The sequence below is a fragment of the Streptomyces sp. NPDC012835 genome (genome assembly GCF_042900885.1).
Taxonomy (GTDB): domain Bacteria; phylum Actinomycetota; class Actinomycetes; order Streptomycetales; family Streptomycetaceae; genus Streptomyces.
This window is the reverse complement of the sequence record NZ_JBIBBW010000002.1, coordinates 640765-667214: the sequence shown is the minus strand read 5'-3', so window position 1 is coordinate 667214 and position 26450 is coordinate 640765. Positions and strand designations below refer to the sequence as shown.

Sequence of the window (26450 nt, the reverse complement as noted above, 5' to 3'; positions counted from 1 at the left end):
GGGCGCGGACGCCGGTCAGGTGTTGCTGGTGCCCCAGTCGTCCTGCCCGTTCTGGCTGCGCTCCCGCAGCGAGCGCACCCGGTGCGCGACGGAACCGGGCAGCTTGTCCCCGAGCCGGTCACCGACCACGTCGTTCACCGAGTGGTACGCCTTGCCCGCGACCTCACGGCCGGTCTGCGCTGCGGCCTCGGCCGCGTTGCGCACCGCCGGGTTCTGGGAGACCTGGCGCGCCGATTTCTTCAGCTGTTCGTAGCGCTCGCGCCCGGCGCGGGCGCCGAGTACGTATCCACAAGCCAGTCCAGCGATGAACGTGAGCCGGTACCGCATGACTGCCACCCAATCTCTCTGTCCGTCGGAGCCCCAGGTCCCAGCGTCAGCGTCGGACCGGTCGGTCTGTGGTCCTCCGCCTACCCCGTCCGGGCCCGGGATCACCCGGCGTGACCCGGCTCGATACCGATTGGCGGAGCACCCCCCTGCTTGCGCTAATGTATGTGTCGCAGCGAACGCGCGCCGCCCGGGACGACCGGGGAGGGTACGTTCGGTGCAAACGCAGCAATCCCCTGTAGCTCAATTGGCAGAGCAGCCGGCTGTTAACCGGCAGGTTACTGGTTCGAGTCCAGTCGGGGGAGCGCGATCCCCTGTAGCTCAATTGGCAGAGCATTCGGCTGTTAACCGGAGGGTTGCTGGTTCGAGTCCAGCCGGGGGAGCGGGAAAGACGGGAAGGACCCTTCGGGGTCCTTTTTCGTGCGCCCACCAGTACCCCGCACCGGCACCCGAACCGCCACACACCGGCCGACACGGGCCCGCACCGGTCCCTCGTACGGATGTACTTGGCGCCCGGCGGAACCGGCCGGGGGCGCGACGAAGTCCTCATGGTCAAGCGAAGCCGACCATCCGAGGCAGGAGATCGTATGACCGGCTATGCTGCGGCAGACGGCGCGCACAGATGTGCGCGACACGCCGTTGGGGGCGGTAGCTCAGCCGGTTAGAGCAGCGGACTCATAATCCGTCGGCCGTGGGTTCGAGTCCCACCCGCCCCACTCCAGCAAAAACGATGTGACCTGCGGAAAGGTCGCGGTCAAGCTAGCACCGCCGAAGCGGCCGCCGCACCGTCACCGCACCGACACCACGCAGGCTCCCTCTGATGGCGTACATCAAGAGCGACCGCGCCTGTCCGTGACTCCTCCCGCTTCGTAGCCCCCGGCCCGTCCTTGTCGGCGGCATCCTGAAGCCGGGCGGACGCCGGGTGCTCGTCGATGACCTCGACGCGGAGTTCGTCGCGGCGGCGGCCTGGCCCTTCGCACGGTGCGTGCTTCCCGCGCGAGCGGGGGGGGGCTTGCCGGGCTGGGAGAACAGCCACTGTGAATGGGCAGGGGAGCAGCGTTCGGCGCGGGGACCACATGATCGAGGGTGCCGGGGACACCGTCCAGGCGGGACCAACCCCGCAGGCGCGGGGACTACCGGAACCGACCTCGTCGTCGACCAGGGCAAGACGGGACCAACCCCGCAGGACCACCAGGTCACCCTCATACGGCTCTACCAGCCGGAGGGACCAACCCCGCAGGCGCGGGGACCACGGCCACCGCATCATCGGTGCCCTGGCCGACTTGGGACCAACCCCGCAGGCGCGAGGACCATCGAACCGATTCGAAAACGGGAGCGCAACTTGACGATGACTGCCGCAGGCAGCGTGTGGTTGCCGAAGGTGTTGATCTTTCCGGTGGGAAGAGAGGTGAGGAAGCCTTCGACGAAGGCGGCCACGGCTCGCCGGGTGGGCTCGAAGGGCTGGTCCTCGCGCAGTCCGGTCCCCGGATTCTCCTGGAGCTTGTCGACATCGACTGCCGCGTAACGGTAGAGAGTTGACGAGTTGAGATCGACGGACCCGATCGTGCCGGCGCCTATTTCGGCATCCGTGTTCTTGTCGTCGACGGCCGTGAAGCAGTCCGATTCGACCTCGACCGTGCGCACGCTCAACGCATGCGCCACCTGGGCAGCCGCATCCACATTGAGATCGGTCGAATCCGCGACCATGCGGCCGAACAACGCGATATCCACCGAGTGTTCGGTGTCCACCCACCCCGCGGGCACGGGGATCACAGGAGCCGACCAGCCGGTTTATCTGGGCAGGTGCCTGTTCGGTCGGCGGGCCGGGCCGGTGAAGTGGGCCGAGTCCCAGAGGTGCGTGGAGGGAGAGTCGGCCGGGCCGTCCCGGGCGACGCAGTGAGGCCGGCGATCCCGTACAGGCGCTCGACCCGGCCCTCCTGGCCGCGTACGCGGTGAGGGTCCGACCCGCGCATCCCGGTCGGACCCTCACCACGTGTCTGATGGCGGCTCGCGCCTGCCTGTCGGTCGGACGGCCCGCAGGGGCGCCGAGCCGCGCGGACGCCTGTGGGGGCCGGCCGAGGACACACGTGGGCGCGATGGTCCGGGGAAGGCCGGCAGTTGTTGCTGCGCGCCCCTGATCCCGCCACCGTCATCTGAAGGCTGATACCCGCTGTCCGGGAAGACGGATGGACGGCCATGCCTGCCGGGGCAGCCGTACGCCCTGTGTCGTCTTGCGCGATGCAGCCGAAGCCCCTTTCCGCACCCTGTCGCTGGAGGAGCCGTCCACCAGGGGGAACCATCCATGCGCCGCACCCCGGCAGGTGGGTGCGGGAGCCGCCGGTGCCCGGCGGGCGCGCGCTACCTCACACCGCGGGCGGTGACTTCGCCGATTCGGCGGCGCGGCGGTACTCGGCGTTGATGCGCTGGGCTTCTTCGAGTTGGTCTTCGAGGATGACGATGCGGCAGGCGGCCTCGATGGCGGTGCCCTGGTCGACGAGCTCACGGGCGCGGGCGGCGATGCGGAGCTGGTAGCGGGAGTAGCGGCGGTGGCCGCCCTCGGAGCGGAGCGGGGTGATGAGGCGGGCTTCGCCGATGGCGCGGAGGAAGCCCTGCGTGGCGCCGATCATCTCGGCGGCCCGGCCCATCGTGTAGGCGGGGTAGTCGTCGTCATCGAGACGGCCGAACGAATCGTCTGCTGTCATTTGCACCTCTCTGTGAAACACGTGGAGGGGCTCTGGTGCCAAGTGGCACCAGAGCCCCGAAGGAACTGCTACACCATCTGCCGGTCGTGTTACGACGCCGGCCTTCTGTTTCCGCAGACCCGACCCAAATGCTGTCGGGGGTGCGGGGATCGCGGTTGCTTGACCGGAGACCACCTCACTATCGATGTCCTGCGGTACCCGGGCTCAAGGTGTCCGCCCGGGCGATCCTGATGGCGCGGGGCTCCTCCGTTCTTTCCTCTGGCCGATCTGCTTACCAAACGGGAACTGCGTACTGCTACTACGAACTGCTGGTGGCCTCGGACAGCGCCACCCTTCGGCAGCCAGCCCCGTCGCCCGTCCTGCGTCTGCTCTGGCTTGGAACCCCACTGCCGAACCTCCCGGTACGCGCGCCCGCAGCCGACGCCTTTACCGAGGAACCACTGACAACTGCACTGCTGGTACTGCGAACTGCGCTTACGGAACTGCTTCCGCGTGAACCGCGGTACTGCTCACGGCGGCCCCTGATCACTTCGGGCCGCCCGGTCCGGTCGTCAGCCCCGTCGCCGTCCTGCGACAACCCTGGCTTCGGAACTCCACCACCGCACCGTCCTGCGTACTGCAACTGCGTGTACTGCTGCCCGGCAGTTCATCTCTGCCGGGCCCTGCTCGATCTCGGCTACGAGAGAAACCATAACCACACCAGCACCCAATGTCTACTCCGGCTGGCATAGATTTCCGTGCGTCAGGCAGAGAGGTAGTTGACCGCTGCCGCTCAAGGGCGGGGTGGCGGCCCCACGCCGGCCAGGAAGACCCGCCCGCCCGACCGGCGCCGCCGCGTCGGCCTCGACGCCGCGAACACCGGGGCCTCCCCGTCCGGCTGCGCGGACCGCCGGTCGGACACGTTCCGCGGTCGGCGCGTCGTACCGCTCCCCGCGCCTGTGCCGCCGCCATCGCCTCGACCTTCACCCGGTCCTGTGGCGGACGGCGCTCGGGGCGGGCAGTTGCTTCCCGGGGTGCTCCCATACCCGTGCGCGGTCACGACCGGTGGGGCGTCTTCGCCACGGAATCCGACACCCACTGCGACATCCACTGCGCCAGAACGCCCGGCCGGGAAATCCCGGCCGGGCGTTCTGGTGAATTGTGCTGAGCCGCGATGACAAACGCTCGCCCAGAAGGCCGTCAAGCCCTCCTGAATTCTCCATCGGGAGGAGTCCTGTGCCGCCGACTTGGCTTCTGCGATGCCTTCAGGTCAGATCGTCGGTGTTTCGTCCACGATCTCCTTGTGCGGTTCGACAATGAACCGCCAGCCATCGCTGGGCTCCATGAACCGCACTCGGGTCGGGTAGATGTCCAGGGCGCGGCGGTCGCGGTTCTGGCTGTTCGTGTTCTTCCGTCCCCGGGCCGGCTCCTCGAACAGGTCGACCTTGACGTCCGGTACCGCGGCGATTTCCTCGCTCCAACGCTGAACGATCCCCGCGCCGAAGGCGTCCCGCGCGGAGGAGTAGAGCGAATCCAGGGATTCCTGGTTCCCATTGGGCACGAAGAGCGCGAGGTTCAGAAGGACGCCGGCGCTCTGGAGAACCTCGATTTCCTCCCCCGTCTCGTCGGCGATCCAGATCCCGCGCCCTTCGGCATCGTCCGGGAGAACGTGGATCTCATCGCCGAAGACCGTCTTCGCGGCGAAGGAGCCTCCCTCGAAATTCTTACCCGGCTCCGTAAGGAAAGCCGGGGCGTAGCAGTCGAGAGGAAGGCCATGCATCTCGGCCGAGACGAAGACTCCGTCCTGGAGGCCCAACTCTGAAACTTCTTCGGCCGTAAGACGTCGAGCCGTAACCTTCTCGGTATTCACGCCATTCCCCTTTTTTCGTGGCGTCCTGTGAATTCATCGAAACTCTATCACGAAAAAGACTGGCCAGTTCCCGATGTGCATGTCTTCGCGGTCGCGATAGTACTGGTCAATCTTTCGAGTAATTCCTTCTGGTGGAACTGCGCGACTGCGGAACCGTCGAGCTGTGGAACTGCGGACGAATATTCTCGCATTGCAGGAAAAGGTCGGAAACCGTGGACAAATGTGGTGAGGGTCGGCGGAGACCAATCTGCTCCGGTGGTGATGTCGGCAATGAAGCCAATCCCCTGTAGAGCGCGTGCGGAAGGAAGCCGGGCAGCCGCGGGAGGTCGCGTTCGTGGCGGTGGTCCGCGGTCCGTGCGCCTCGAACCGGTTCTGTACCGCGCGCCTCGAAGCGGTTCTGTACGGCCTCGTGGAGTCGGGCCTCATCGCGCCGAATCGGGTCTCACCGCGCCCGGCGCTCTCCCCTCACCGGACCAGGGACTGCCAGAACGCCGCCTCGTACGCCTGCATCATCCGTGTCGCCTCCAGAGCCGCCGAAGGGTCCTCTCCCGCATCCAGGCCCGACTGGAGAAGATGTCCCGCCTGTTCCTCGAACCCTGGCGGCAGCGTCGAGAAGTACGTGAAGAACTCCACGTCACGGGTGGCAAGGCCGTACCGCCGCGGCAGCGCGTCCGCCAGACGCGCGCAGTACCCGCCCCAGAAGCCGAAGTTCACCAGCAGAGCCAGCGCCAATTCACTGCGCGTCCCGAACGCGACCAGCCAGCCCAGATGGTGCGGATACCCCTGGGCCACGGGCGACGGCCGCCACCCCGCCCTCCCGTCCGGTCCCGGACTGTCGTCCGCCGGCGTCGCGCGCGTCTCCGCCGGGGCGAGAGCCGACCTGAACCGCGCCAGCAGTTCCACAGCACGCGTCTCTCCCTGGGCCAGCCCGAGAAACAGCTCCGCGGCGACGTCGTCCGCCCCGAACCGCGACGCCGCCAGCGCGAAACTGCGCCGGTCACTGCGCACGATGAGCGACTCCTCGGCGGCCAGGTCGGTCAGCCGCCCCCGGGACACCTCGCCGGCCTCCACCAGATCCACGAACTCATTGCGCGCCGCGGCAGCCGCCAGCTCGTGCTGCGCCCGGGCACACAACTCCCGTGCGCCGGCGAACCGGCCGTCAGGCGATCCCATACAAACCTCCAGAAAACCAGCAAAAGCCGATGGTCAGCCGGAATCTACTCGGACGTGCCCGCCCGCGATGGGCTGCACCACGCCCGCCGCAGGCCATGGCCGCGTTGCCCAAGCCTCTCGTCTGTCCTTCTGGAGGTCCGAGAACGAGAACCGAGGGCCCAGTGCCCAGGATCAAGGGCCGCTCGGCCGCGCCGGTCGCCGCCTCGTGCGCCGTGTCGTACGCGGCCGGGCGCAGAGCGAAGTCCGCATCCACTGACGAGCCGAACCCACATAGGACACGGTCCAAACCACTCCGGGCCATTTGCACGCGTCCGTTCGCGGCGGAAGGTTTCCGAGTCGCGAAGATCGGCTAAACGCCCCGCATGGCGCAATTCGGATACACGATGATGACGGAGCAGGCGGGCCCGCGCGCCCTCGTGGAGCATGTGGTCGGTGCCGAGCGGGCCGGATTCGATTTCTCCGTGACGTCGGACCACTACTTCCCCTGGCTCGACTCCCAGGGGCACTCTCCTTACGCCTGGAGCGTCCTGGGAGCGGCGGCGCAGGCCACCTCGCGCATCCCCCTGATGACCTACGTGACCTGCCCGACCACCCGGTACCACCCGGCGGTGATCGCGCAGAAGGCCGCGACGATGCAGCTGCTGTCCGAAGGCCGCTTCCGCCTCGGACTGGGCTCGGGCGAAAAGCTCAACGAGCATGTGGTCGGCGGCGGCTGGCCCTCGGCGCGGACCAGGGTCGGGATGCTCGAAGAAGCGGTCGGAATCATCCGCGCGCTGTTCGCCGGCGGCACCGTGAACCACCGGGGCACCCACTTCGAGGTGGACAACGCCAAGCTGTGGGACCTCCCTGACGAGCCGCCGCCGCTCGGTATCGCGGTCTCGGGGGAGCGATCCTGCTCGCTCGCCGGGCGGCTGGCCGATCTGGTGATCGCCACCGAGCCCAAGGGGGAGCTGCTCAGGGCGTTCGACGCGCACGGCGGTACGGGAAAGCCGAAGATCGGTCAGCTCCCGGTCTGCTACGACACCGACAGGGAGGCGGCCGTCGCCCGCGCCCACGACCAGTTCCGCTGGTCGGTCGGGCCCTGGCCGGTGAACTCGGAGCTGCCGAACCCCGCGGCGTTCGCCGGAGCCACCGAACACGTGCGTCCGGAGGACATCGCCGAGGCCATTCCGTGCGGCAGCGATCCGGATCTTTTCGTCGAAGCGGTGAAGCCGTACATCGAGGCGGGCTTCACCGAGATCGCGCTGGTCCAGATCGGCGGCGAGCACCAGGAGCCGTTCCTCGACTGGTCGCGGAAGACGCTGCTGCCCGCGCTGCGCGCACTCTGACGCCACACGGCACCCGCCGGGTCAGCCGTCGACGGCCACCGGCGGGCGGCCCCGGTCAGCCGGGCCAGGTCCAGTCCGCCACCTCGGGCAGGTCCGTGCCGTGCTCACGGATCCAGGCGTGGTGGCGGGTGCGTACATCCGCCATGGCCTGGCGTACGGCGACGGCCCGGACGGCGAGTCCCGGCACGCGGTCGATGACATCCATGACCAGCCGGTAGCGGTCGAGGTCGTTGCGGACCACCATGTCGAACGGTGTGGTCGTCGTCCCCTCCTCCTTGTAGCCGTGCACATGAAGGTTGGCGTGTCCCGCGCGGCGGTAGGCGAGACGGTGGATCAGCCAGGGGTAGCCGTGGTACGCGAAGATCACCGGTTTGTCGGTGGTGAACACGGCGTCGTACTCGGAGTCCGTCATCCCGTGCGGGTGTTCCTCGTGGGGGAGCAGCCGTGCCATGTCGACGACGTTCACCACGCGTACGGCCAGCTCCGGCAGATGGCGCCGGAGCAGATCGGCGGCTGCCATGGTCTCCAGGGTGGGTACGTCCCCGGCGCAGGCCAGCACGACGTCCGGTTCCCGGGAGCCGTCCTCCGTACCGGCCCACGGCCAGACCCCCGCGCCGCGCGCGCAGTGTGCACGGGCCTGGTCCAGTGTGAGCCAGTCGAGGCCGGGCTGTTTGCCGGCCACGATCACATTGACGTAGTCACGGCTGCGCAGCACGTGATCCGCGATGGAGAGCAGTGTGTTGGTGTCCGGCGGGAGGTAGACCCGTACGACCTCGGGGCTCTTGTTCAGGACGTGGTCCACGAAGCCGGGATCCTGGTGTGAGAAGCCGTTGTGGTCCTGGCGCCAGACGTGCGACGTCAGAAGGTAGTTGAGGGAGGCGATGGGGCGACGCCAGGGGAGCCGCCGGGAGGTCCGCAGCCACTTGATGTGCTGATTGACCATCGAGTCGACGATATGGGCGAACGCCTCGTAGCTGGAGAACAGCCCGTGGCGGCCGGTGAGCAGATATCCCTCCAGCCAGCCCTGACAGAGGTGCTCGGAGAGGACTTCCATCACCCGTCCGTCGCGGGCGAGATGCTCGTCCGTGTCGAGCGTGCCGGCCTGCCACGCCTTGGAGGTGGCTTCGTAGAGAGCCTCCAGCCGGTTCGAGGCGGTCTCGTCGGCTCCCACGACCCGGAAGTCCCGCCGCTCCTCGGTGGCCGCCATGATGTCCCTCAGCAGGGAGCCGAGCACCCGGGTCGGTTCGTGCAGGACCGTGCCCGGCTCGTCCACCCGTACCGCGTACCGCTCCAGGGGCGGGATCGGCAGCTCCCGCAGCAGCACACCGCCGTTGGCGTACGGCGTCGCGCCCAGCCGGCGCGTCCCCCGCGGGACACCTTCGAGTACGGAGGGGGCGGGGGCGCCCGTCGCGTCGAACAGCTCGTCCGGACGGTACGAGCGCAGCCACGCCTCCAGCTGACGCAGGTGATCGGGATTGTCCCGGACACCGCTCAACGGGACCTGGTGCGCCCGCCAAGTCCCCTCCACCGGAAGGCCGTCGACCTCGGCGGGGCCCGTCCACCCCTTGGGCGTACGCAGCACGATCATGGGCCAGGCGGGCCGCCCGGCCGCCCCGCCGACGCGGGCGGTGTGCTGGATCTCGGCGATGCGGTCGGCGGCGCGGTCCATCGCCGAGGCCATGGCACGGTGGACCTCGGCCGGCTCGTCACCGGTGACGTGGAGGGGATCGTGTCCGTATCCCCTCAGCAGGGAGTCGAGTTCGGCCTCCGGCAGCCGGGCGAGCACGGTCGGGTTGGCGATCTTGTAGCCGTTGAGGTGCAGGATCGGCAGCACCGCGCCGTCGTGCACCGGGTCCAGGAACTTGTTGGCGTGCCAGGACCCGGCGAGCGGGCCGGTCTCCGCCTCCCCGTCGCCGATCACACAGGCGACCAGCAGTCCGGGGTGGTCCAGCGCGGCCCCGTAGGCGTGGGCGAGTGAATAGCCCAGCTCACCGCCCTCGTGGATCGAGCCCGGGGTCTCGGGGGCGACATGGCTGGGCACACCGCCGGGGAAGGAGAACTGCCGGAACAGCCGCTCCATCCCCGCCCGGTCCCGGCCGACATCCGGATACGTCTCCGAGTACGTGCCCTCCAGCCAGGAATTGGCCAGCACGGCGGGGCCTCCGTGGCCGGGCCCCCAGACACACAGCGCGTCGATGTCCCGCGCCCTGATGAGCCGGTTGAGATGCGTGTACACGAGGTTGAGGCCGGGGGAGGTCCCCCAGTGGCCGAGCAGCCGGGGTTTGATGTGGTGCGGCGCCAGCGGCTCCCGGAGCAGCGGGTTCGCCATCAGATAGATCTGGCCGACGGCCAGGTAGTTCGCGGCGCGCCAGTGGGCGTCGAGGGCTTGGAGCTCCTCGGCCGGCAGCCCCGCCGGCCCCGCTCCGGTGCTGCTCACACGGGACTCGCGCATGCTCATCTCCTGATGGCGGCGGGGGCCGGGGGCCGGGGCCGTCGGGTGGGGGCCGGAGGCCGGGGGCGCGGCTCAGGGCTGGCGGAGTGCCTGCTTGCCCGCTGCCGCCGCGGCGTCCACCTCGCTGGTCTTGTCCTGGGTGCTCAGCCGACCGCCGGCGCTCTCCAGGTGCGCCCGGATGAACCACTGGAAGAGTTCGAGGCTGCGCAGGTGCTGGATCAGCAAGTCCTGGGTGACCGGATCCAGCTTGTCCACCGCGTCGACCGCCTGCCGGTGATCGGCGATGATGCCCGAATACACGACGTCCAGCGCGCCGAGATGCTCGATGGCCTCGGCCCGGCCCACGGCATAGTCGTCCCAGCCGCGCTCCCTCACCAGGGCGCCCGGGGTCCCGGCGGGCGAGCCACCGAGGGTGGAGATGCGCTCCGCCGTCTCGTCCACCATGCCGCGCACGGCGTCCACCTGCGGATCGAGCATCTCGTGCACCGCGATGAAGTGCGGACCGACGACATTCCAGTGCACATGCTTGAGGGTCAGGGCGAGATCGTTGAGAGCGTGCAGCCGAATCCTGAGCAACTGGATGGTCTCGCCGCCCTCAGAGACCGTCATTCCCGGCACGGTGTACTGCGGATCGTTCTTCGCTGACATGAGGTGTCCTTTCCTGGTCGTCCGGTTCGGCTCGATTCATCGGGTACCACCGGCTCGCCTGCCCAAACACGGGTCTCGGTTCCGGCGGACCCGGTCCGGCGGATCCGGTCCGGCGGACGAGTCCCGGGCCGAGTCTCCGGCCGAGTCGATCAAGAGGCGGACAGGGACAAGGGACGGACGGATACGGACAGGTACGGACACGGTCGGCGCGGTGGTGTGCCACCGGCCGCGTCGAGGACCTTCGTACGGTAGGCAGTCGGTCGGCCCGGCGTGTCGCGGTCCGGGCCCAGCTCCCACTTCACGCGCCCGGACCCGGACGCGCCACAGGGAGAGGGCCGGACGGGGGCGGGCAGTGCCCGAGGGGGCCGAGGCCGCCGACACACCGTTCACGCACACCGACGGGATTCACACCGACGAGGCGGTGTGTTCTGTTGTCCCCGAGGGGTACCCGGTGGCCATGAACCGAGACACACTGGCATCCATGTACGCCGCCTCCTCCGGGGCCGCGGCCTTCCTTCCCCTGGTCTTCGGCGTCGTGGTGGTCGCCGTCCTCATCGGCGCGTTCGTGTTCGGCCGACGGGTCCGAGCCCGGGAACCCAGCCCTCCCACGCCCGAGGAGCAGCCGACGCCGCCCGCCGGAGGCCCGGTCGGCGAGGTCACCGAGCATCGGGAGCCCAACGAGGTCCCGCGCCGGGCGGAGCGGCTCAGCCCGCACGAACTGGGCGGTCCCGGAAGCACCCGCCCGAGCGACCCGGAGGAACCGTAGACCTCCTCGTGGGTGTCACGGGGCCGACCCCGCGCCGCCGCCCGCCCCGCCCCCGCCGCTCGCCCCCGCTGTGCCGCCGAAGACGGTGTCGATGAGGCTGTCGAGGAACCGCGGGGTGGCCGGCTGTCGTACGAGCAGGCGGTAGAGCATCGCCCCGATGAGGGCTTCGGCGGCAGCCGTGGCCGTGTCGCCGCAGGAGGTGGGCCGGTCGGCGGGGGCGGCGGACCGGAGGCGGGCGGCGAGGGCGTTTTCGACTGTCGCGGTGACGCGTTCGTAGAACCGCACGGCCACGTCGTCGCTCTCGGCCGTCGCGGCGGTGAGGGCGCGGATCAGCGCGGCGGTCCGGGGCTCGGCGAGCCGGTCGGCGAAGGCTCCCAGCCAGTCGCGCAGGTCGCGGCGGGCGTCGCCGGTGTCGGGGACGGGGCCGGCCGGGGGGAAGACGTAGCCGTCGAGGACGCATTCGGCGACCAGGGCGCTTTTCGACGGGTACCACCGGTAGACGGTCTGCTTGCCCGCGCCCGCCGCGGCCGCGATGCGGTCGATGGACAGCTTGTCGTAGCCGTGCGCCGTCAGCTCGTCGCGGGTCGCCGCGAGGAGGGCCCGGCGCGTGGTCTCGCTGCGTAGGCGACCACGTCGCGAGTCGGGCATGTTGCCGAGATTAGCGGACCGCGTATCCTCTACCTTTAAGCGAGACAAAAAGTCTCGCAAATGGAGAGGGTGGGCAATGGGCGGACAGGTGCTGGTCGTCATCGGTGCCGGCGGTATGGGGGAGGCCGTGGCCCGCCGCCTCGGCCAGGGGCGGACGGTGCTGCTCGCCGACATCGGGGAGCGGACCCTTGGGCGGGCCGAGGAGGCGCTGACCGGCGAGGGGCTGACCGTCGTACCGCACGTCGTGGACGTGACCTCCGCCGATTCGGTACGCGGCCTCGCGGAAGCGGCCCGCGCGGCGGGCGAGGTCACGCAGGTCGTGCACACCGCCGGGCTGTCCCCGGTCCAGGCGTCCGTCGAGGCGATCCTCGCCGTCGATCTGCTCGGCGTCGCGCTGGTGCTCGACGCGTTCGCGCCCGTCGTCGCCCCCGGCGGCGCGGGTGTCGTGATCGCCAGCATGGCCGGCCACCTCGCCGCCCCCCTCACCCCGGAGCAGGAGTACGCACTGGCCACGACGCCGTCCGAGCGGCTGCTGCGCCTGCCGTTCCTGGCCCCGGATGTGATCACCGACGCGGGGACGGCGTACGGAGTCTCCAAGCGTGCCAACCATGTGCGGGTGATGGCGGCCAGTACGGCGTGGGGGCAGCGGGGCGCCCGTGTCAACAGTGTCAGTCCCGGCGTCATCGCCACGGCCATGGGCCGGGCCGAGCTGGACGGCCCGGCCGGCGGGACGATGCGCTCGCTGATCGGCATGTCCGGGACCAAGCGGCTCGGCACCCCCGGCGACATCGCCGCAGCCGCGGCCTTCCTGCTCGGGCCGGAGGCGACGTTCGTCACCGGCACCGATCTGGTGGTCGACGGTGGCGTCGTCGCCGCGACGCGCACACTCGCGCCGGCCGGCTGATGCCGTACGCGACGGGTCCGCCCGCCGTCCCCGCCGTCAGTGAAGCGCACGGCCGGGACGGCGGGCGGACCCGTCGTGGTGGGGGCGGCTGTCAGGCGACGGCCCGCTCGGTGCCGCTCCGGCCCGCCTCGACCGAGGACGGGACGGGGGACTTGAGGATCGGAGCGGTGAGGCAGGCGATCACGCAGAAGGCGACGGGCAGGAAGAAGGCCAGGTTGAGCGGGACGGCCTGGGTCATCGGCCCGATCACGGCGGGACCGGCGAGCATCCCGATGTAGCCGAGGCCCGACACCCGGGAGACGTTGGCACCGGCCGCGGCGGGATCGCTGTGGCCCGCGGCGCTGAAAAGCTGGGGAATGCAGCCGGACAGCCCGATCCCGAAGACGGTCCAACCCGCCAGCGCCACCGGCACGTTGGGAGCGAGCGCCGCCAGCGTCATGCCTCCCGCGGAGAGCGCCGACCCGTAGCGCAGTACGGCGACGGTCCCCACCCGCGCGGCCACGCGGTCGGCGAGCAGGCGGCCGGCGGTCATGGCGGTGGAGTACATGCCGTACGCCAGGGCGGCAGTGGCCGCGGGCGCGCCGAGCACGTCCTTGAGGTGCAGCGCGCTCCAGTCGTTGGCGACCCCTTCGCAGAGCATGAGCATGAAGGCCAGGATCGAGAGCGCCCAGATGAGGCGCGGTGTCCTGCGGCGGGGCTTGGCTCCGGGCGACGGGGCGGGGGCGGGGTCCGCCGGGGTCGGGGCAGAGGCAGAGGTAGGGGCCGGCGTGGTGGTGGACGCGGCGGAGGGGGCGGCGGGGGACGGGTGCAGGAGGGCCGGGGCGGCGAGCGCGGTCGCGGCCAGGCTGAGCACGGCCATGACTCCCAGGGTCACGGGTGTGCTCCAGCCCCAGGTGAGGGTGAGGGCGCCGATGGCCGCGGCGATCACGCCGCCGATGGAGAACAGCGCGTGGAACGCCGACATGATGGGCCGCTGGTACGCGTGCTCCACCTGTACGGCATGGGCGTTGGCCGCGACGTCCAGGCAGCCGCTGCCGAAACCGAACACCAGCAGGGCCGCGCCCAGGGTCCAGGCGTTGGCCGCCAGACCGGGCAGCACCATGGAGGCGGCACAGGCCACCGCGCTCAGTGGGACCACCTTGCGGGCGCCGAAACGGTCCATGAGCGGCCCGGTCACCTGCATGCCGGTGAAGGCGCCGGCGCCGAGCAGGAGAAGGAGCCATCCCAGCACCGCGTGGCTGATGCCGACGTGGTCCTCGATGGCCGGGATATGCACGATCCACATGCCCATGTCGAAGCCGACAACAGCGAAGAAGGCGAACGTGGCCAGCCGGCCGGCCCTCAGCGTCTTGTTCATGATTGCGACCATAACGAACAGGTCTGGTGTGCGTAAAGTTGCATTACGAACGCCGTGAATGTTCAATCAAGGCATGGCAGCCACGGAGCGACTGAAGAAGATCGCCGACGCCGTGCGGGAGACCGGACGGTTGAGCGTCACGGAACTGGCCGACCTCACCGGCGCTTCGGAGATGACCATCCGCCGCGACCTGGAGGTCCTGGCCGACCAGGGGGTCCTGGAGCGCTACCGGGGCGGGGCGCGGAGCCTGCTCCTGCGCGGCGAGGAGCCCCCGTTCGACCTGCGGGTCCAGGACGGGCTCGACATCAAGCGACGCATCGCCGCCGAGGTGGCCGAAATGATCGCGGACGGCGAGTCGGTCGTCCTGGACAGCGGCACCACCTGCCTGGAGGTGGCCCGCGCGCTGCGCCACCGAAGTCTGACGGTCATGCCGCTGTCCCTGCACGCCGCCAACGCGCTGACGGGCGCGCCGCGGCTGACCCTGCTCCTGCCCGGCGGCCAGCCACGGTCCGGGGAACTGGCCCTGACCGGCCCGCTGACCGAAGCCTCCCTGGCCTCCCTGCGCTTCGACACCGCCGTCATCGGCTGCTGCGGGCTGACCGCCGCCGACGGGCTGACCGCCTACGATCTGGCCGACGCCGCCGTGAAGCGCGCCGCCATCGCCTCGGCCCGTCGCGTCATCGCGGTGACCGACGCCGCCAAACTCTCCCGCACGGCGCTCGCCTTCGTCGCACCGACATCCGCCCTGCACGCCGTGGTGACCGACCACTCCGCCACCGACGAGGAGACCGACGCGCTGATCGCGGCCGGTGTCACCGTACGGAAGGTGTGACAGCACAGCCGCCCCGCTGAGCACGGCGCCTTGAGCACGGCTCCAGCGCCTTGAGCACAGCCCGCTGAGTACAGCCCTGCTGAGCCACAGCCCTGCTGAGCACAGCCCCCTGAGCGCGGAGGCCCCGGAGCCTGACATCCGGGGCCTTCGCTGTGCGTGGCGGGACGGACGCGAGGCGCCGGGGAGCAGTGTCCCGCTCAGCCTCGCGTGTGAGCGGCGACGCCGCAGGTCGGCATATGGTTGCCTCACTTACGCATGCACGTGGAGTCGAGATGAGCCCGCAGTCAGCAGATGAGCCGGGGCGCGACGAAGGTCAGCCGGGCGCCGACGTTCTGGCCGTGATGCCCCGTCTGACACAGCTCCAGAGCGCGATCAGCCGCGGACGTCTGGTCGAGCGCGCCACGGAGGCCGCGGACATCCGGCTGGACCGCCCCGCGATGTCGGTGCTCCTGACCGTCGGCCTGGCGAAGAAGCCGCTGCGCATCGGGGAGATCGCGCAGAAGATGCAGGTGGTCGGCCCGCATGTGACCCGGCTGGTGCAGGAGTTGGAACGGCGGGGGCTGGTCCACCGCGTGACGGACCCGCTCGACCGGCGGGCGAGCCTGATCGAGCCGACCGCCGAGGGCTCGGCGGCGGCGGAGCGTTACACGCGGTCCATCGTCGGCTGGTTCACCGAGGCCATCAGCGGCTGGTCCGAGGAGGACCGACAGGCTCTCGGACATCTCCTGGGTCGCTTCGCCGACGATGTGGCGGCCCATCTGGCGGCCTTGGACGAGGACCCGCCGCCCACGGTCTAGCCGGCCCCGGCGCCGCTCTCGGTCCCGGCGCCGGGAGGGACCGGCGGGCTTCGTGGCCCCCGAGCCCCCCCAGGGCCCCCCGGTCAGCTCCCCACGTACGCCGCGAGGTGCTCGCCGGTGAGCGTGGCGGAGCCCGAGGCGACGAGGTCGGTGGGGGTGCCCTCGAAGACCACCCTTCCGCCGTCGTGACCGGCGCCGGGCCCGAGGTCGATGATCCAGTCGGCGTGCGCCATGACCGCCTGGTGGTGCTCGATGACGATGACCGACTTGCCCGAGTCGACCAGCCGGTCCAGCAGGCCGAGCAGTTGTTCCACGTCGGCGAGGTGCAGGCCGGTGGTCGGCTCGTCGAGGACGTACACACCGCCCTTCTCGGTCAGGTGGGTGGCGAGCTTCAGCCGCTGCCGCTCGCCGCCGGACAGCGTGGTGAGCGGCTGGCCCAGGGTGAGGTAGCCGAGCCCGACGTCCACGAGCCGGCCGAGCACCTTGTGGGCGGCCGGGGTGCGCGCCTCGCCCGTGCCGAAGAACTCCTCCGCCTCCGCCATCGACATCGCGAGCACCTCGCTGATGTCGCGGCCGCCGAGGTGGTGGTCCAGCACCGAAGCCTGGAACCGCTTGCCATCGCACTCCTCGCAGGTGGTCGCGGTGCCTGCCATCATCGCCAGGTCCACGTAGACCACACCGGCGCCGTTGCAGTTCGGGCAGGCGCCCTCGGAGTTCGCGCTGAACAGCGCCGGCTTCACCCCGTTGGCCTTCGCGAACGCCTTGCGGATCGGCTCCAGCAGCCCGGTGTAGGTCGCCGGGTTGCTGCGCCGGGAGCCCTTGATGGCCGACTGGTCCACCGTCACCACGCCGTCCCGCCCGGCCACCGAGCCGTGGATCAGCGAACTCTTGCCGGAGCCCGCGACCCCGGTGACGGCGACGAGCACGCCGAGCGGAATGTCGACATCGACGTCCTTCAGGTTGTGCGTGCCGGCGCCGCGCACCTCCAGTACGCCACGGGGCGTCCGTACCGTCGGCTTCAGCGACGTGCGGTCGTCCAGATGCCGCCCGGTGAGCGTGCCACCGGCCCGCAGCCCCTCGACGGTGCCCTCGAAGACGATTTCGCCGCCCGCCGTACCGGCGCCGGGGCCGAGGTCCACCACGTGGTCGGCGATGGCTATGGTCTCCGGCTTGTGCTCCACGACCAGCACGGTGTTTCCCTTGTCGCGCAGCTGGAGCAGCAGGTCGTTCATCCGCTGGATGTCGTGGGGATGGAGACCGATGGTGGGCTCGTCGAAGACATAGGTGACATCGGTGAGCGGGGAGCCGAGGTGGCGGATCATCTTGACGCGCTGCGCCTCGCCGCCCGAGAGGGTGCCCGACGGCCGGTCGAGCGAGAGATAGCCCAGCCCGATGCCGACGAACGATTCGAGGGTCTCGCCCAGCGCCGTCAGCAGCGGCGCCGCCGACGGCTCGTCCAGGCCGCTCACCCATGCGGCCAGATCGCTGACCTGCATCGCACAGGCGTCGGCGATGCTGATCCCGTCGATCTTCGAGGACCGGGCGCCCTCGCTGAGCCGGGTGCCGTCGCACTCGGGGCAGGCCGTGAACGTCACCGCCCGCTCCACGAAGGCGCGGATGTGCGGCTGGAGCGCCTCGCGGTCCTTGGCGAGGAACGACTTCCTGACCTTGGGGATCAGCCCCTCGTAGGTGAGGTTGATGCCGTTGATCTTCACCTTGGTCGGCTCGCGGTACAGAAAGTCGTGCCGCTCGGCCTCGGTGTAGTCGCGGATCGGTTTCTTCGGGTCGAGGAAGCCCGACTCGGCGAAGATCCGTACGGTCCAGTGGCTGTCCGTCTTGTACCCCGGGACGGTGATCGCGCCCTCGGCGAGCGACTTGGAGTCGTCGAAAAGCTGAGCGAGGTCGATGTCCGATGCGGTGCCCATGCCCTCGCAGCGCGGACACATGCCGCCGGTGACACTGAACTCGCGTCTCTCCTTGACCGTCTTCCCGCCGCGTTCGACGGTCACCGCGCCCGCGCCGCTGACGGAGGGGACGTTGAAGGAGAACGCCCGGGGCGAGCCGATGTGCGGCCGGCCGAGCCGGCTGAACAGGATGCGCAGCATGGCGCCGGTGTCGGTGGCGGTGGCGACCGTCGAACGGGAGTGGGCTCCCATCCGCTGCTGGTCGACGATGATCGCGGTCGTCAGGCCGTCCAGTACGTCGACATCGGGCCGTGCCAGGGTCGGCATGAAGCCCTGGACGAAGGCGCTGTACGTCTCGTTGATCAGCCGCTGCGACTCGGCGGCGATCGTGTCGAACACGAGGGAGCTCTTGCCCGAGCCCGAGACGCCGGTGAACACCGTCAGCCGGCGCTTCGGGATCTCGACGGTGACATCCCGGAGATTGTTCTCCCGCGCGCCGTGCACACGGATCAGATCGTGGCTGTCGGCGCTGTGCCGCGCGGGATCGCGCGGCGCGGGCGACCGCGTGTCCGTCCTCGGGGCCATGCTCATCGTGTCTCCATCTCCGGGTTGGGCCTGCTCGCCGTTCCGTCGGCGTCGCGTCGCCCGGCTCGATCCGGCCGGTTACGAGCAGTACGTCCGATTATGCTGCGTCGCCGTTTTCTGCCGGATGTCCGCGGCGGGTACCCACACGCTACGGAGCGGGGAGCGGTTTCCGCTTCTCCATTCCTGATCGGTCCCGGACCGGTCCTGATCCTGATGGGGCTCTGGTCCTGACCGGTCCTGGTCCTGGTCGGTGTCGGGTCCTGATCGGCGCCGGAGGGGATCACGCGCCCGGCGTGACCGGTCGGCTACTGTCCGTCGTGTGTCGGTGGTGATGTCGGGCGGGCGCGGGGTGGCGCGGGGCGGCTGGTCGGTGGTGGCCGTGGTGCTGGCCGTGCTGATCCATGCGCTCGCGTGTGCCCATGGCCCGCAACCGGCCGCCGGGCCGCGCGCCGACTCGCTGCCGCTCACGAGCGCCGTGGCGCCGGTCTCGGGAACGGCGTCGGAACCTCGGCCCCCGTGCTCGGGATCGGCCTCGGAGCCCGCGCCGCACTCCGGGCCCGCGTCGCACTCGGAGCCCGCGTCGGCCTCCGGGCCCGCGTCGGCCGCCGCCTCCGACTTGGCGCCGGCTCCCCTCCAGGCTGTTGCCACGGGTGCGGACGCCTCGGCCGGATGCTGGGGCGCGGACGAGCCCGTGACCGTGGACCCGGCCGGACGGTGGACGCCGCCCGGGGCGAGTGGCGAGGCGAGCGGCAAGGCCGACCCGGAGCGGGAGCCGCCCGCGCCGGAGCGGGGGAGGGCAGGGCCCGGACGGCCCGAACCGGAGTGGGGCCGCCCGGCGCGGGCGCGGGCGGCGCTGGGGGTGTGGCGGACCTGACGGGGCCGGGCCGCGCGGCTGTCCGCCGCGCGGGGCCCGAACGGTTCCGTCCTCCGTCGCTTCCCCGCGCGGGGCCCGAACGGTTCCGTCCTCCGTCGCTTCCCCGCGCGGGGCCCGAACGGTTCCGTCCTCCGTCACTTCCCCCCGCACTCCGCCTCGTAGGAGACCCGTACATGACCTCACTCGGCATGCCCTCTTCACCGGCCTTCGCCTTCCCGCCCCTCCGCACGCCCGCTTCCCCGCCCCTCCGCACGCCCGCTTCCCCGCCCGTCCACACCCCCGCCGGACTGGTCGGTGACACGCCCGTGCTCTGGGTGGGGGAGCCGTTCACCCGGGGCGGGCGTGGCTTCTGGGCCAAGCTGGAGGGGTGCAACCCCGGCGGAATCAAGGACCGTACCGCCCTGTACATGACCGCCCGGGCGCGCGAGCGCGGTGATCTGCGGCCGGGCGGCCGGATCGTGGAATCCACCTCCGGCACCCTCGGCCTCGGCCTCGCGCTGGCCGGGGTGACCTTCGGCCACCGGGTCACCGTGGTGACCGACCCCGGTACGGAGCCGCTGATGCGCGGCCTGCTGACGGCGTACGGCGCGGACCTCCACGTCGTACCGGAACCGCATCCCACCGGCGGCTGGCAGCAGGCCAGGCGCGAGCGGGTGGCGCAGCTGCTGGCGGCCGATCCGGACGCCTGGTGCCCCGACCAGTACGACAACCCCGACAACGTGGCGGCCTACGCCGGGCTCGCCCACGAACTCGTCGCCCAACTGGGCACGATCGACGCCCTGGTCGTCAGCGTCGGCACCGGCGGGCACTCGGCCGGGATCGCGCGGGTGCTGCGCGGATTCTTCCCCGCGCTGCGGGTGGTGGGGGTGGACGCGACCGGCTCCACGATCTTCGGGCAGCCGGTCGCGCCCCGGCTGATGCGCGGTCTCGGCAGCAGCATCCATCCACGCAACGTCGACCACACGATCTTCGACGAGGTGCACTGGGTCGCGGCCGGTGAGGCGGCGTGGGCGGCCCGCGCCCTGGCCCGCGACCGGTACGCGAGCGGCGGCTGGAGCGTGGGCGCGGTCGCGCTGGTGGCCCGGCATCTTGCGGACCGGCTCGCCGCCGAGGCGCGGATCGTGGCGGTCTTCCCCGACGGACCGCACCGCTATACGGGCACGCTCTACTCGGACGCCTTCTGCCGCGAGCACGCGCTGCTGGTGGCGCCGCCCGCCGAGGCCCCGGACGAGATCGCCCGCCCGGACGAGCGCGCGGTCACCCGCTGGACGCGGTGCGCCACGGTCGTCGACCCGCCGGCCGCACGGGACGCGCTCGGCGCGGCCCGCACCGTACGAGACGCGGAGACGAGCCCCCGTGGCCCGGTGGAGGTGTCCCGATGAAATCCGTATGGGCCACCACTCGCTCCTTCCCACCCGCCGTAAGGCTTCTGATGGCCAATCAGTTCGCCATCAACTGCGCCTTCTACATGCTCATGCCCTACCTCGCCGCCCATCTCTCCGGCGATCTGGACCTCGCCGCGTGGTCGGTCGGCCTGGTCCTCGGCGTACGCAACCTCTCCCAGCAGGGTCTGTTCCTCCTCGGCGGGAGCCTCGCCGACCGGTACGGGTGCAAGGCGCCGATCCTCGCCGGATGTCTGCTGCGCACCGCCGGATTCGCGCTGCTGGGATGGGTGGACGCGCTGCCGGCCCTGATCATCGCGTCCGCCGCCACCGGGCTCGCCGGAGCCCTGTTCAATCCGGCGGTGCGCGCCGCTCTCGCCGCCGAGGCGGGCGACCGCCGGGTGGAGGCTTTCGCCGCGTTCAACGTCCATTACCAGGCAGGCATGTTGCTCGGACCGCCGGTCGGACTGGCGCTGCTGGTGGCCGACTTCAGGGTGGTGTGCACCGTCGCCGCTCTGATCTTCGCCGTGTTGACCCTCGTGCAGTGGCGCGCCCTGCCCGGCGACGGGACCGCCGCCGACGGCGGACGGCGCCCGGACAGTGTGTGGTCGCAGTGGCGGACGGTGGCGGCCAACCGGCCGTTCCTGCTGTTCTCGCTCGCCATGATCGGCTCGTACGTCCTGGCCTTCCAGGTCTACCTGGCGCTGCCGCTGGCCGTCGGCGAGACGCTGGGCAGCGCGGGTTCCGTCGCGACCAGCGGGCTGTTCGTGCTCTCCGCGGCGGTGGCGGTCCTGGGGCAGCTGCGGCTGACCGGCTGGGCAGGCCGGCGGTGGACGGGCCCGCGGGCGCTCGTGTACGGACTGATGATCATGGGTTCGGCCTTCGCGCCGCTCGCCCTGCTGACCGCGACGACCGACCGGGGCGCGCCCGCCGCCGTACTCACCGCCCTGGCGGTGGCGGTGGTGCTGCTGGCTGTCGGGGGCGCGGTGGTGTACCCGTTCGAGATGGACACCATCGTCACGCTCTCGGGCGACCGGCTGGTGGCCACGCACTACGGCTTCTACAACACCCTCTCCGGGCTGGGCATCACCCTCGGCAACCTCGCCACCGGCGCCCTGTGGGACTTCGCCGGGCGCCACCACGCGTCCTGGCTGGTCTGGGCAACGCTCACCGCGACCGGTCTGGGCTGCGCGCTCGCGGTCCTCGCCCTCTCCCGCACCGGAGCCCTGGCGGGCCGCGTACCCCGTACCGAGGCTGTGGCCGCCTGACCGCCCGCTCGCCCTCGTCGCCCGAACCGCCCGTACCGCCCCTGCCGCCCCGCGACGGCTCGGGCGGCTCGGGCGGCCGGGCGGTTCGGCGGCCCGGCGCCGGTGGGTCGCCCAAATCCGTTTCCCGGATGACCAGTTGACGGTGATCCGGTTCCCCGCCGCCTTGTAGGTTGGGCGCACATCGTTTGTGCACATGTTCACCACAGGAGGCGCTCCCGTGTCCGATCGTGACCCCAGTGTTGACTCGTCCGCGGCCATCCGGGCCAGGATCGACACCGGAAAGCCGCATTCCGCGCGTTTCTGGAATTATTTCGTTGGCGGAAAAGACAATTACGACATCGACCGCGCGGTGGGGGACCAGATCAAGGAGATCTTCCCCGGCCTGGTCGACGTGGCACTGACGAGCCGTCACTTCCTCGGGCGCGCCGTCCGGCATCTCGTGGTGGACCAGGGCGTACGGCAGTTCCTCGACATCGGTACGGGGCTGCCGACAGCGGACAACACGCACGAGGTCGCCCAGCGCCTCGCGCCGGACTCGCGGATCGTCTACGTCGACAACGACCCGCTGGTGCTGGCGCACGCGCGGGCGCTGCTCACGAGCACCCCCGAGGGCAGGACCGACTACCTCGACGCCGATCTGTACGAGCCCGAGACGATCCTCAAGGCCGCCGAGGAGACGCTGGACCTCGCGCGGCCCGTCGCGCTGATGATCCTCAACACGCTCGGGCACGTCGCCGACCACGAGCAGGCCCGCTCGCTGGTGACGCGGCTCATGTCCGGTCTGCCGTCCGGCAGTTACCTGGTGATCAGCGACTCCACCTCCACCAGCGCGGGCATGATCGCGGCGTCGGAGGCGTACAACGCGAGCGGCGCGGTGCCGTACCACGTACGCGGTGTCGAGGAGATCGGCGGGTTCTTCGACGGGCTCGACCTGGTCGAGCCCGGTGTCGCCCAGGTCACCCGGTGGCGCCAGGCGGCGGACGGCACCGACGACGCCGGGGTCGGGGCGCCGGCGGTGGACGCGTACTGCGGGGTGGGCCGCAAGCCGTAGCCCGTGGGCCGCGAGGGGAGCGGTGGGGCGCCGCGGTCAGCGCGGCGCCTCCCAGGTCACGGTCGTCCCCCGTACGCCGTCCGCCCCGTCCTCGCCGTTCCGGCCCCGGGCGTCGTCGCGCAGCCCGTTGTCCCGTACGGTCAGCCGCACCCCGTCCCGGTCACCCGGCAGCCGGGCCGTCGCGTCGACCTCCACCTCGATCGCCGTCACCCCGGCCCGCCGGTGCGCGGCGGCCAGCGCGCCGCGCAGCGCGTCGAGCAGCTCCCGGCCGGCCGGCTCGCCCACCAGGGTGTCCACCGGGCCCGTGAAGCGTACGGACGGCCGGAAGCCCAGCAGGACCGCCGCGCCCCCCGTCTCGCGCAGCACCTTCCCCCGTACGCTCGTCGGTCCGTCGGCCGGGGGCTGCTGAAGCGCGAAGATCGTGGTCCGTACCTCCTGGATGGTGGAGTCCAGCTCGTCCACCGCCCGGCCGAGCAACTCGTCGAGGCCGCCTCCCGTCACCCGCCGCCGGGTGGACTCCAGCATCATCTCGGTGGCGAACAGCCGCTGCACCACCAGATCGTGCAGATCGCGGGCGATCCGGTCGCGGTCCTCGTACACCGCGAGCTGCTCCCGGTCGTGCTGCGCGTCCGCCAGCACCAGCGCCAGCGCGGCCTGCGAGGCGAACTGGGTGGCCAGCAGCCGGTCCACCCCCCGGTACGGCCGGCCGCCCCGGCGGCGCGGCAGGGCGAGTGTACCGATCAGCTTCCCGCCGCTCTGGAGCGGCAGCATCATGGACGGGCCGAAGCGCGACCTCACATGGGTGGTCATCCGGGGGTCCGTGGACGAGTCCTCGATGAACACCGGTTCGCCGCCCAGCAGTTGCACCAGTACGGGAGAGCCGGGTTCGATGGTGGTGCCGACGATGTCGCCGGGGTCGTCCACCGTGGACGCGGCGACGATCTCCATCCCGCCCTCCTCGGTCGGCTGGAGGACCACCCCCGCGAACGCGTCGGCGAGCACCCGGGCCGACTCGGCGACCGTGACCAGCGCGTCCACGGCGTTCCGCCCGGTCAGCAGCGCGGTGGTGACGGCGGCGGCCCCCTCGATCCACCGTTCGCGCTGGCGGGCCGTGCCGTACAGCCGCGCCGTGCCGATGGCGCCGGCGGCCTGGGCGGCCAGCACCCGCAGCAGGCTCTGGTCCTGCTCGGTGAAGGAACCGGTCCGCTTCTCCGTCAGATACAGATTGCCGAAGACCTCCCCGTCCAGCTCGACGGGGACGCCGAGGAAGGACCGCATCGCGGGGTGGCCCGGCGGCATCCCGCAGGACCGGGGGTCGGTGGTCAGATCGTCCAGCCGGATGGGCCTGGCCTCGTCGATGAGCGCCCCGAGCAGTCCGGTGTGCCCGTCGGGCAGCCGTCCGACGCGATGCCGCTCGGTGTCGCTCACGCCGGACGTGAACAGCTCCGTCAGCCCGCCGCGCTCCTGATCGGCGACGCCGAGCGCGCCGTACCGCGCGCCGATGAGCTCGGCGGCCGTGTCGACGACGTGCTGGAGCGTGGCGCGCAGTTCGAGATCCGTGCCGATACCGAGCACGGCTTCGAGCAGCAGTGGCAGCCGGGGGCCGTGGGCCGCGCGGCCGTCTCCGGACGGGCCCGGCGCGTCGGCCGCCGGCCGCGCGCCCGTCTGCCCGTCCGGCTTCCCTTCCGCCCGCTCGTCCGCGTGTCCGTCCGGCCGCCCGCCGCCCGTCGGCCCCTCGCTCACCCGGCGGACCTCAGTGCGCCTCGGCCAGCGGGTCCAGGACCATCGGTCTGACCTTGCCCTCCAGCATCTCGCCCAGGCCCAGTACGGCACAGACGTCGGGCCGTTCCGCGATGGCCACCGGCACACCCGTCGCGTCGCGCAGCATCTGGTCGAGCCCCGGCAGCAGCGCGCTGCCGCCGACCATCATGATTCCCCGGTCCGCGAGGTCGGCCACCAGATCGGGCGGGCAGTCCCGGAGCACCTTGCCGATGCCGTCCAGGACGGCGGTCAGCGGAGTGTAGATCGCCTCCCGTACGGCCGCGGTGTCCACCAGCACCGAACGGGCGATGCCCGTCGCCACGTCCCTGCCGTGGATCTCGGTCTTCGAAGGCCCCTGCGCGGTGAGGCCGTTGCCGCTCAGCGCGAGCTGCAACGGGCGTACCGAATGGCTGGGCAGCAGCAGCTCGTGCTGATGGCGCAGGTACTGGATGACCGCGTGGTCGATGGCGTTCCCGCCGACCGGAATCCGCTGCGCGGTGACGATCGAACCGAGCGAGAGCACCGCCACCTGCGTGGTCGCCGCGCCGCACACCATGATCATGGTGGCGGTCGGCTGCTCCACCGGCAGCCCGCTGCCGACGGCGGCGGCGATCAGTGTGTCGACCAGCTCCACCCGGCGCGCACCGAGGCCCACCAGCGTTTCGACGGTCGCGCGCTGGGCCAGCGGATCGCTGTCGTGCGGCGTGCAGGCGGCGGCCCGCAGCCGGGGCTTGCGGCGCAGCTGACGGCGGAGCTTGTCGCCGAGGAGGTGCCGGAGCATCCGCTGCGCCATCTCGACATCGACCACCGTCCCGCCTCTGACGGGCCGGGCCACCCGGATGTAGTCGGGGGTACGGCCCGTCATCCGCTCGGCGAGCGTGCCGACGGCGATGAGCGCGCCCGTACGGGTGTTGACGGCGGCGGCACTCGGCTCGTCCACGACGAGCCCGACCCCCTTCACGTAGACCCGGGTTCTGGCGGCCCCCAGATCGACGGCGATGTGACAGCGGCGCAACTGCTCAAGACTGACGGTCACGGCAGGTTCTCCCGAGAGCGCTGGCGGGCGGTTCACCGGCGGCGGCCGGTTCCCTTCGCATCCTGCGCCGCGCCGCGCCGCCCTGCCCGCTGGGCTGCTCCGTACGGAGCACGGCACACCGGGTGAGGAGAACCGGGCACGGAGATGCCGGCCCCGACCGCCGCGGCCTGGTCGCCGGAGCGCGGAACCTACTCCGACCAGCGCTGCAGCAGCCCCCAGGTGAACTCCGCGATCCGCTGCCCGCCGTCCGGCGCCGTGCAGGCGAGCCGCAGCCGCGTCGGGGCGTCACCCTCCATCGGCCGGGCCGGCGGGAACGCCCGTGCCACCTCGTCCACCGTGCAGGACCAGGGGCGCAGCTCCTCGGGCGTACGCGGCTCGGGCCCCGCCGCCCCCGGTGCCCGGACCAGCCACTCGTTCCATACGGCCCCGCCCGGCCCGGTCGTCACCTCGAAGCGCAGCCGGGGCCAGAGCGGTACGGGCCACAGCAGCGCCTCGCAGTCCAGATCGCCGACCCGCCGCCGGAAGGTGTGCTCGGGCGCGCCGAGTACGGAGCGGTAGCGGGACAGCGCGCCCCGGGCGCGCGGTGAGCGCGTCATGGCCTGCCAGCGGCGGTTGGCCTCACGCATGGTGGCGAGGGAGACGCCCAGTTCGCGGCGGGCGTCCTCGACCAGCTCCGGCTGGTGGTCGGCCATCCTGCGCAACAGCACCAGCTGGAATTCGAGCGGCCCGAACGGCCCGGGGGACGACATACGGCCATCCTGCCCGCTTCGGGAGCGTCCGCGCACAGGGGCCGGGGGCCGGGGGAGAGC

Annotated in this window: 21 protein-coding genes, 3 tRNA genes and 1 pseudogene; 12 read left to right on the top strand and 13 right to left on the bottom strand. The window is 71.3% G+C overall.

Features of this window, described 5'->3' with window-relative positions:
* Positions 1-15: 15 nt before the first annotated feature.
* On the bottom strand, positions 16-327 hold the full coding sequence (locus ACFY6S_RS10465) for a YtxH domain-containing protein (RefSeq protein ID WP_388821639.1): 312 nt from the start codon (positions 325-327) through the stop codon (positions 16-18).
* Between the two features lie 229 nt (positions 328-556).
* On the opposite strand from ACFY6S_RS10465, the gene ACFY6S_RS10460 reads away from it, so the two are divergent.
* The 3 genes from ACFY6S_RS10460 to ACFY6S_RS10450 all read left to right on the top strand — a co-directional run bounded on the left by ACFY6S_RS10460 (position 557) and on the right by ACFY6S_RS10450 (position 1040).
* A tRNA-Asn gene (locus ACFY6S_RS10460) sits at positions 557-629 on the top strand.
* Positions 630-634: 5 nt separating this feature from the next.
* Positions 635-707, top strand: a tRNA-Asn gene (locus ACFY6S_RS10455).
* Positions 708-966: 259 nt separating this feature from the next.
* Positions 967-1040: transfer RNA gene (locus ACFY6S_RS10450), tRNA-Ile, on the top strand.
* Between the two features lie 616 nt (positions 1041-1656).
* Here ACFY6S_RS10450 and ACFY6S_RS10445 read toward each other — a convergent pair.
* From ACFY6S_RS10445 to ACFY6S_RS10430, 4 genes and pseudogenes are all read right to left on the bottom strand, one after another.
* Positions 1657-2070 (bottom strand): annotated as a pseudogene (locus ACFY6S_RS10445) (type I-E CRISPR-associated protein Cas7/Cse4/CasC); the annotation flags it as partial.
* Between the two features lie 617 nt (positions 2071-2687).
* Entirely contained in the window at positions 2688-3026 is a 339-nt protein-coding gene (locus ACFY6S_RS10440; protein ID WP_388821430.1) for a MerR family transcriptional regulator, read from the bottom strand.
* Positions 3027-4275: 1249 nt separating this feature from the next.
* Positions 4276-4875 (bottom strand): hypothetical protein, encoded by a 600-nt coding sequence (locus ACFY6S_RS10435; protein ID WP_388821428.1) that lies wholly within the window; start codon positions 4873-4875, stop codon positions 4276-4278.
* Positions 4876-5340: 465 nt separating this feature from the next.
* Positions 5341-6048, bottom strand: a complete 708-nt coding sequence (locus ACFY6S_RS10430) for a hypothetical protein (protein WP_388821425.1) — start codon at positions 6046-6048, stop codon at positions 5341-5343.
* Between the two features lie 362 nt (positions 6049-6410).
* Here ACFY6S_RS10430 and ACFY6S_RS10425 point away from each other — a divergent pair, with 362 nt between their 5' ends.
* Positions 6411-7376, top strand: coding sequence for an LLM class F420-dependent oxidoreductase (locus ACFY6S_RS10425; RefSeq protein ID WP_388821422.1), 966 nt, complete (start codon positions 6411-6413; stop codon positions 7374-7376).
* A gap of 55 nt (positions 7377-7431) precedes the next feature.
* On the opposite strand, the gene ACFY6S_RS10420 is transcribed toward ACFY6S_RS10425, so the two are convergent.
* Positions 7432-9828 (bottom strand): phosphoketolase, encoded by a 2397-nt coding sequence (locus ACFY6S_RS10420; protein ID WP_388821419.1) that lies wholly within the window; start codon positions 9826-9828, stop codon positions 7432-7434.
* Between the two features lie 72 nt (positions 9829-9900).
* The gene (locus tag ACFY6S_RS10415; protein WP_388821417.1) at positions 9901-10476 is read right to left on the bottom strand and encodes a Dps family protein; all 576 of its coding nucleotides are present in this window, start codon (positions 10474-10476) and stop codon (positions 9901-9903) included.
* A gap of 457 nt (positions 10477-10933) precedes the next feature.
* Between ACFY6S_RS10415 and ACFY6S_RS10410 the strand changes: the two genes are divergently transcribed.
* Positions 10934-11242 (top strand): DUF6479 family protein, encoded by a 309-nt coding sequence (locus ACFY6S_RS10410; protein ID WP_388821414.1) that lies wholly within the window; start codon positions 10934-10936, stop codon positions 11240-11242.
* A gap of 15 nt (positions 11243-11257) precedes the next feature.
* Here the strand turns inward: ACFY6S_RS10410 and ACFY6S_RS10405 are convergent, their stop codons facing one another.
* Entirely contained in the window at positions 11258-11890 is a 633-nt protein-coding gene (locus tag ACFY6S_RS10405) for a TetR/AcrR family transcriptional regulator (protein ID WP_388821411.1), read from the bottom strand.
* A gap of 76 nt (positions 11891-11966) precedes the next feature.
* Between ACFY6S_RS10405 and ACFY6S_RS10400 the strand changes: the two genes are divergently transcribed.
* Positions 11967-12794 (top strand): SDR family oxidoreductase, encoded by an 828-nt coding sequence (locus tag ACFY6S_RS10400; protein ID WP_388821408.1) that lies wholly within the window; start codon positions 11967-11969, stop codon positions 12792-12794.
* A gap of 91 nt (positions 12795-12885) precedes the next feature.
* On the opposite strand, the gene ACFY6S_RS10395 is transcribed toward ACFY6S_RS10400, so the two are convergent.
* The gene (locus ACFY6S_RS10395; protein ID WP_388821405.1) at positions 12886-14151 is read right to left on the bottom strand and encodes an MFS transporter; all 1266 of its coding nucleotides are present in this window, start codon (positions 14149-14151) and stop codon (positions 12886-12888) included.
* 73 nt (positions 14152-14224) lie between these two features.
* On the opposite strand from ACFY6S_RS10395, the gene ACFY6S_RS10390 reads away from it, so the two are divergent.
* Complete coding sequence (locus tag ACFY6S_RS10390) at positions 14225-14983, top strand: DeoR/GlpR family DNA-binding transcription regulator (protein ID WP_388821402.1); 759 nt, start codon at positions 14225-14227, stop codon at positions 14981-14983.
* 272 nt (positions 14984-15255) lie between these two features.
* Positions 15256-15780 (top strand): MarR family winged helix-turn-helix transcriptional regulator, encoded by a 525-nt coding sequence (locus tag ACFY6S_RS10385; RefSeq protein WP_388821399.1) that lies wholly within the window; start codon positions 15256-15258, stop codon positions 15778-15780.
* Between the two features lie 83 nt (positions 15781-15863).
* Here the strand turns inward: ACFY6S_RS10385 and ACFY6S_RS10380 are convergent, their stop codons facing one another.
* A complete protein-coding gene (locus ACFY6S_RS10380; RefSeq protein ID WP_388821396.1) occupies positions 15864-18275 on the bottom strand; it encodes an ATP-binding cassette domain-containing protein in 2412 nt (803 codons plus the stop codon).
* Positions 18276-18588: 313 nt separating this feature from the next.
* On the opposite strand from ACFY6S_RS10380, the gene ACFY6S_RS10375 reads away from it, so the two are divergent.
* The 4 genes from ACFY6S_RS10375 (at position 18589) to ACFY6S_RS10360 (ending at position 22844) form a co-directional block, all read left to right on the top strand.
* Positions 18589-19143 carry a hypothetical protein gene (locus ACFY6S_RS10375; protein WP_388821393.1) on the top strand — a complete coding sequence of 185 codons (555 nt, stop codon included), beginning with the start codon at positions 18589-18591 and terminating at the stop codon, positions 19141-19143.
* A gap of 173 nt (positions 19144-19316) precedes the next feature.
* On the top strand, positions 19317-20525 hold the full coding sequence (locus ACFY6S_RS10370; RefSeq protein WP_388821390.1) for a PLP-dependent cysteine synthase family protein: 1209 nt from the start codon (positions 19317-19319) through the stop codon (positions 20523-20525).
* A complete protein-coding gene (locus ACFY6S_RS10365) occupies positions 20522-21793 on the top strand; it encodes an MFS transporter (RefSeq protein ID WP_388821387.1) in 1272 nt (423 codons plus the stop codon). The genes ACFY6S_RS10370 and ACFY6S_RS10365 overlap by 4 nt, the downstream gene beginning before the upstream one ends.
* Before the next feature lie 217 nt (positions 21794-22010).
* On the top strand, positions 22011-22844 hold the full coding sequence (locus ACFY6S_RS10360) for an SAM-dependent methyltransferase (protein WP_388821384.1): 834 nt from the start codon (positions 22011-22013) through the stop codon (positions 22842-22844).
* Positions 22845-22880: 36 nt separating this feature from the next.
* Here ACFY6S_RS10360 and ACFY6S_RS10355 read toward each other — a convergent pair whose 3' ends face one another.
* The 3 genes from ACFY6S_RS10355 to ACFY6S_RS10345 form a co-directional block, all read right to left on the bottom strand.
* Complete coding sequence (locus ACFY6S_RS10355) at positions 22881-24440, bottom strand: GAF domain-containing protein (protein ID WP_388821636.1); 1560 nt, start codon at positions 24438-24440, stop codon at positions 22881-22883.
* 157 nt (positions 24441-24597) lie between these two features.
* Positions 24598-25641 (bottom strand): rod shape-determining protein, encoded by a 1044-nt coding sequence (locus ACFY6S_RS10350; protein ID WP_388821381.1) that lies wholly within the window; start codon positions 25639-25641, stop codon positions 24598-24600.
* Between the two features lie 188 nt (positions 25642-25829).
* Positions 25830-26390 (bottom strand): hypothetical protein, encoded by a 561-nt coding sequence (locus ACFY6S_RS10345; protein WP_388821378.1) that lies wholly within the window; start codon positions 26388-26390, stop codon positions 25830-25832.
* Positions 26391-26450 lie beyond the last annotated feature (60 nt).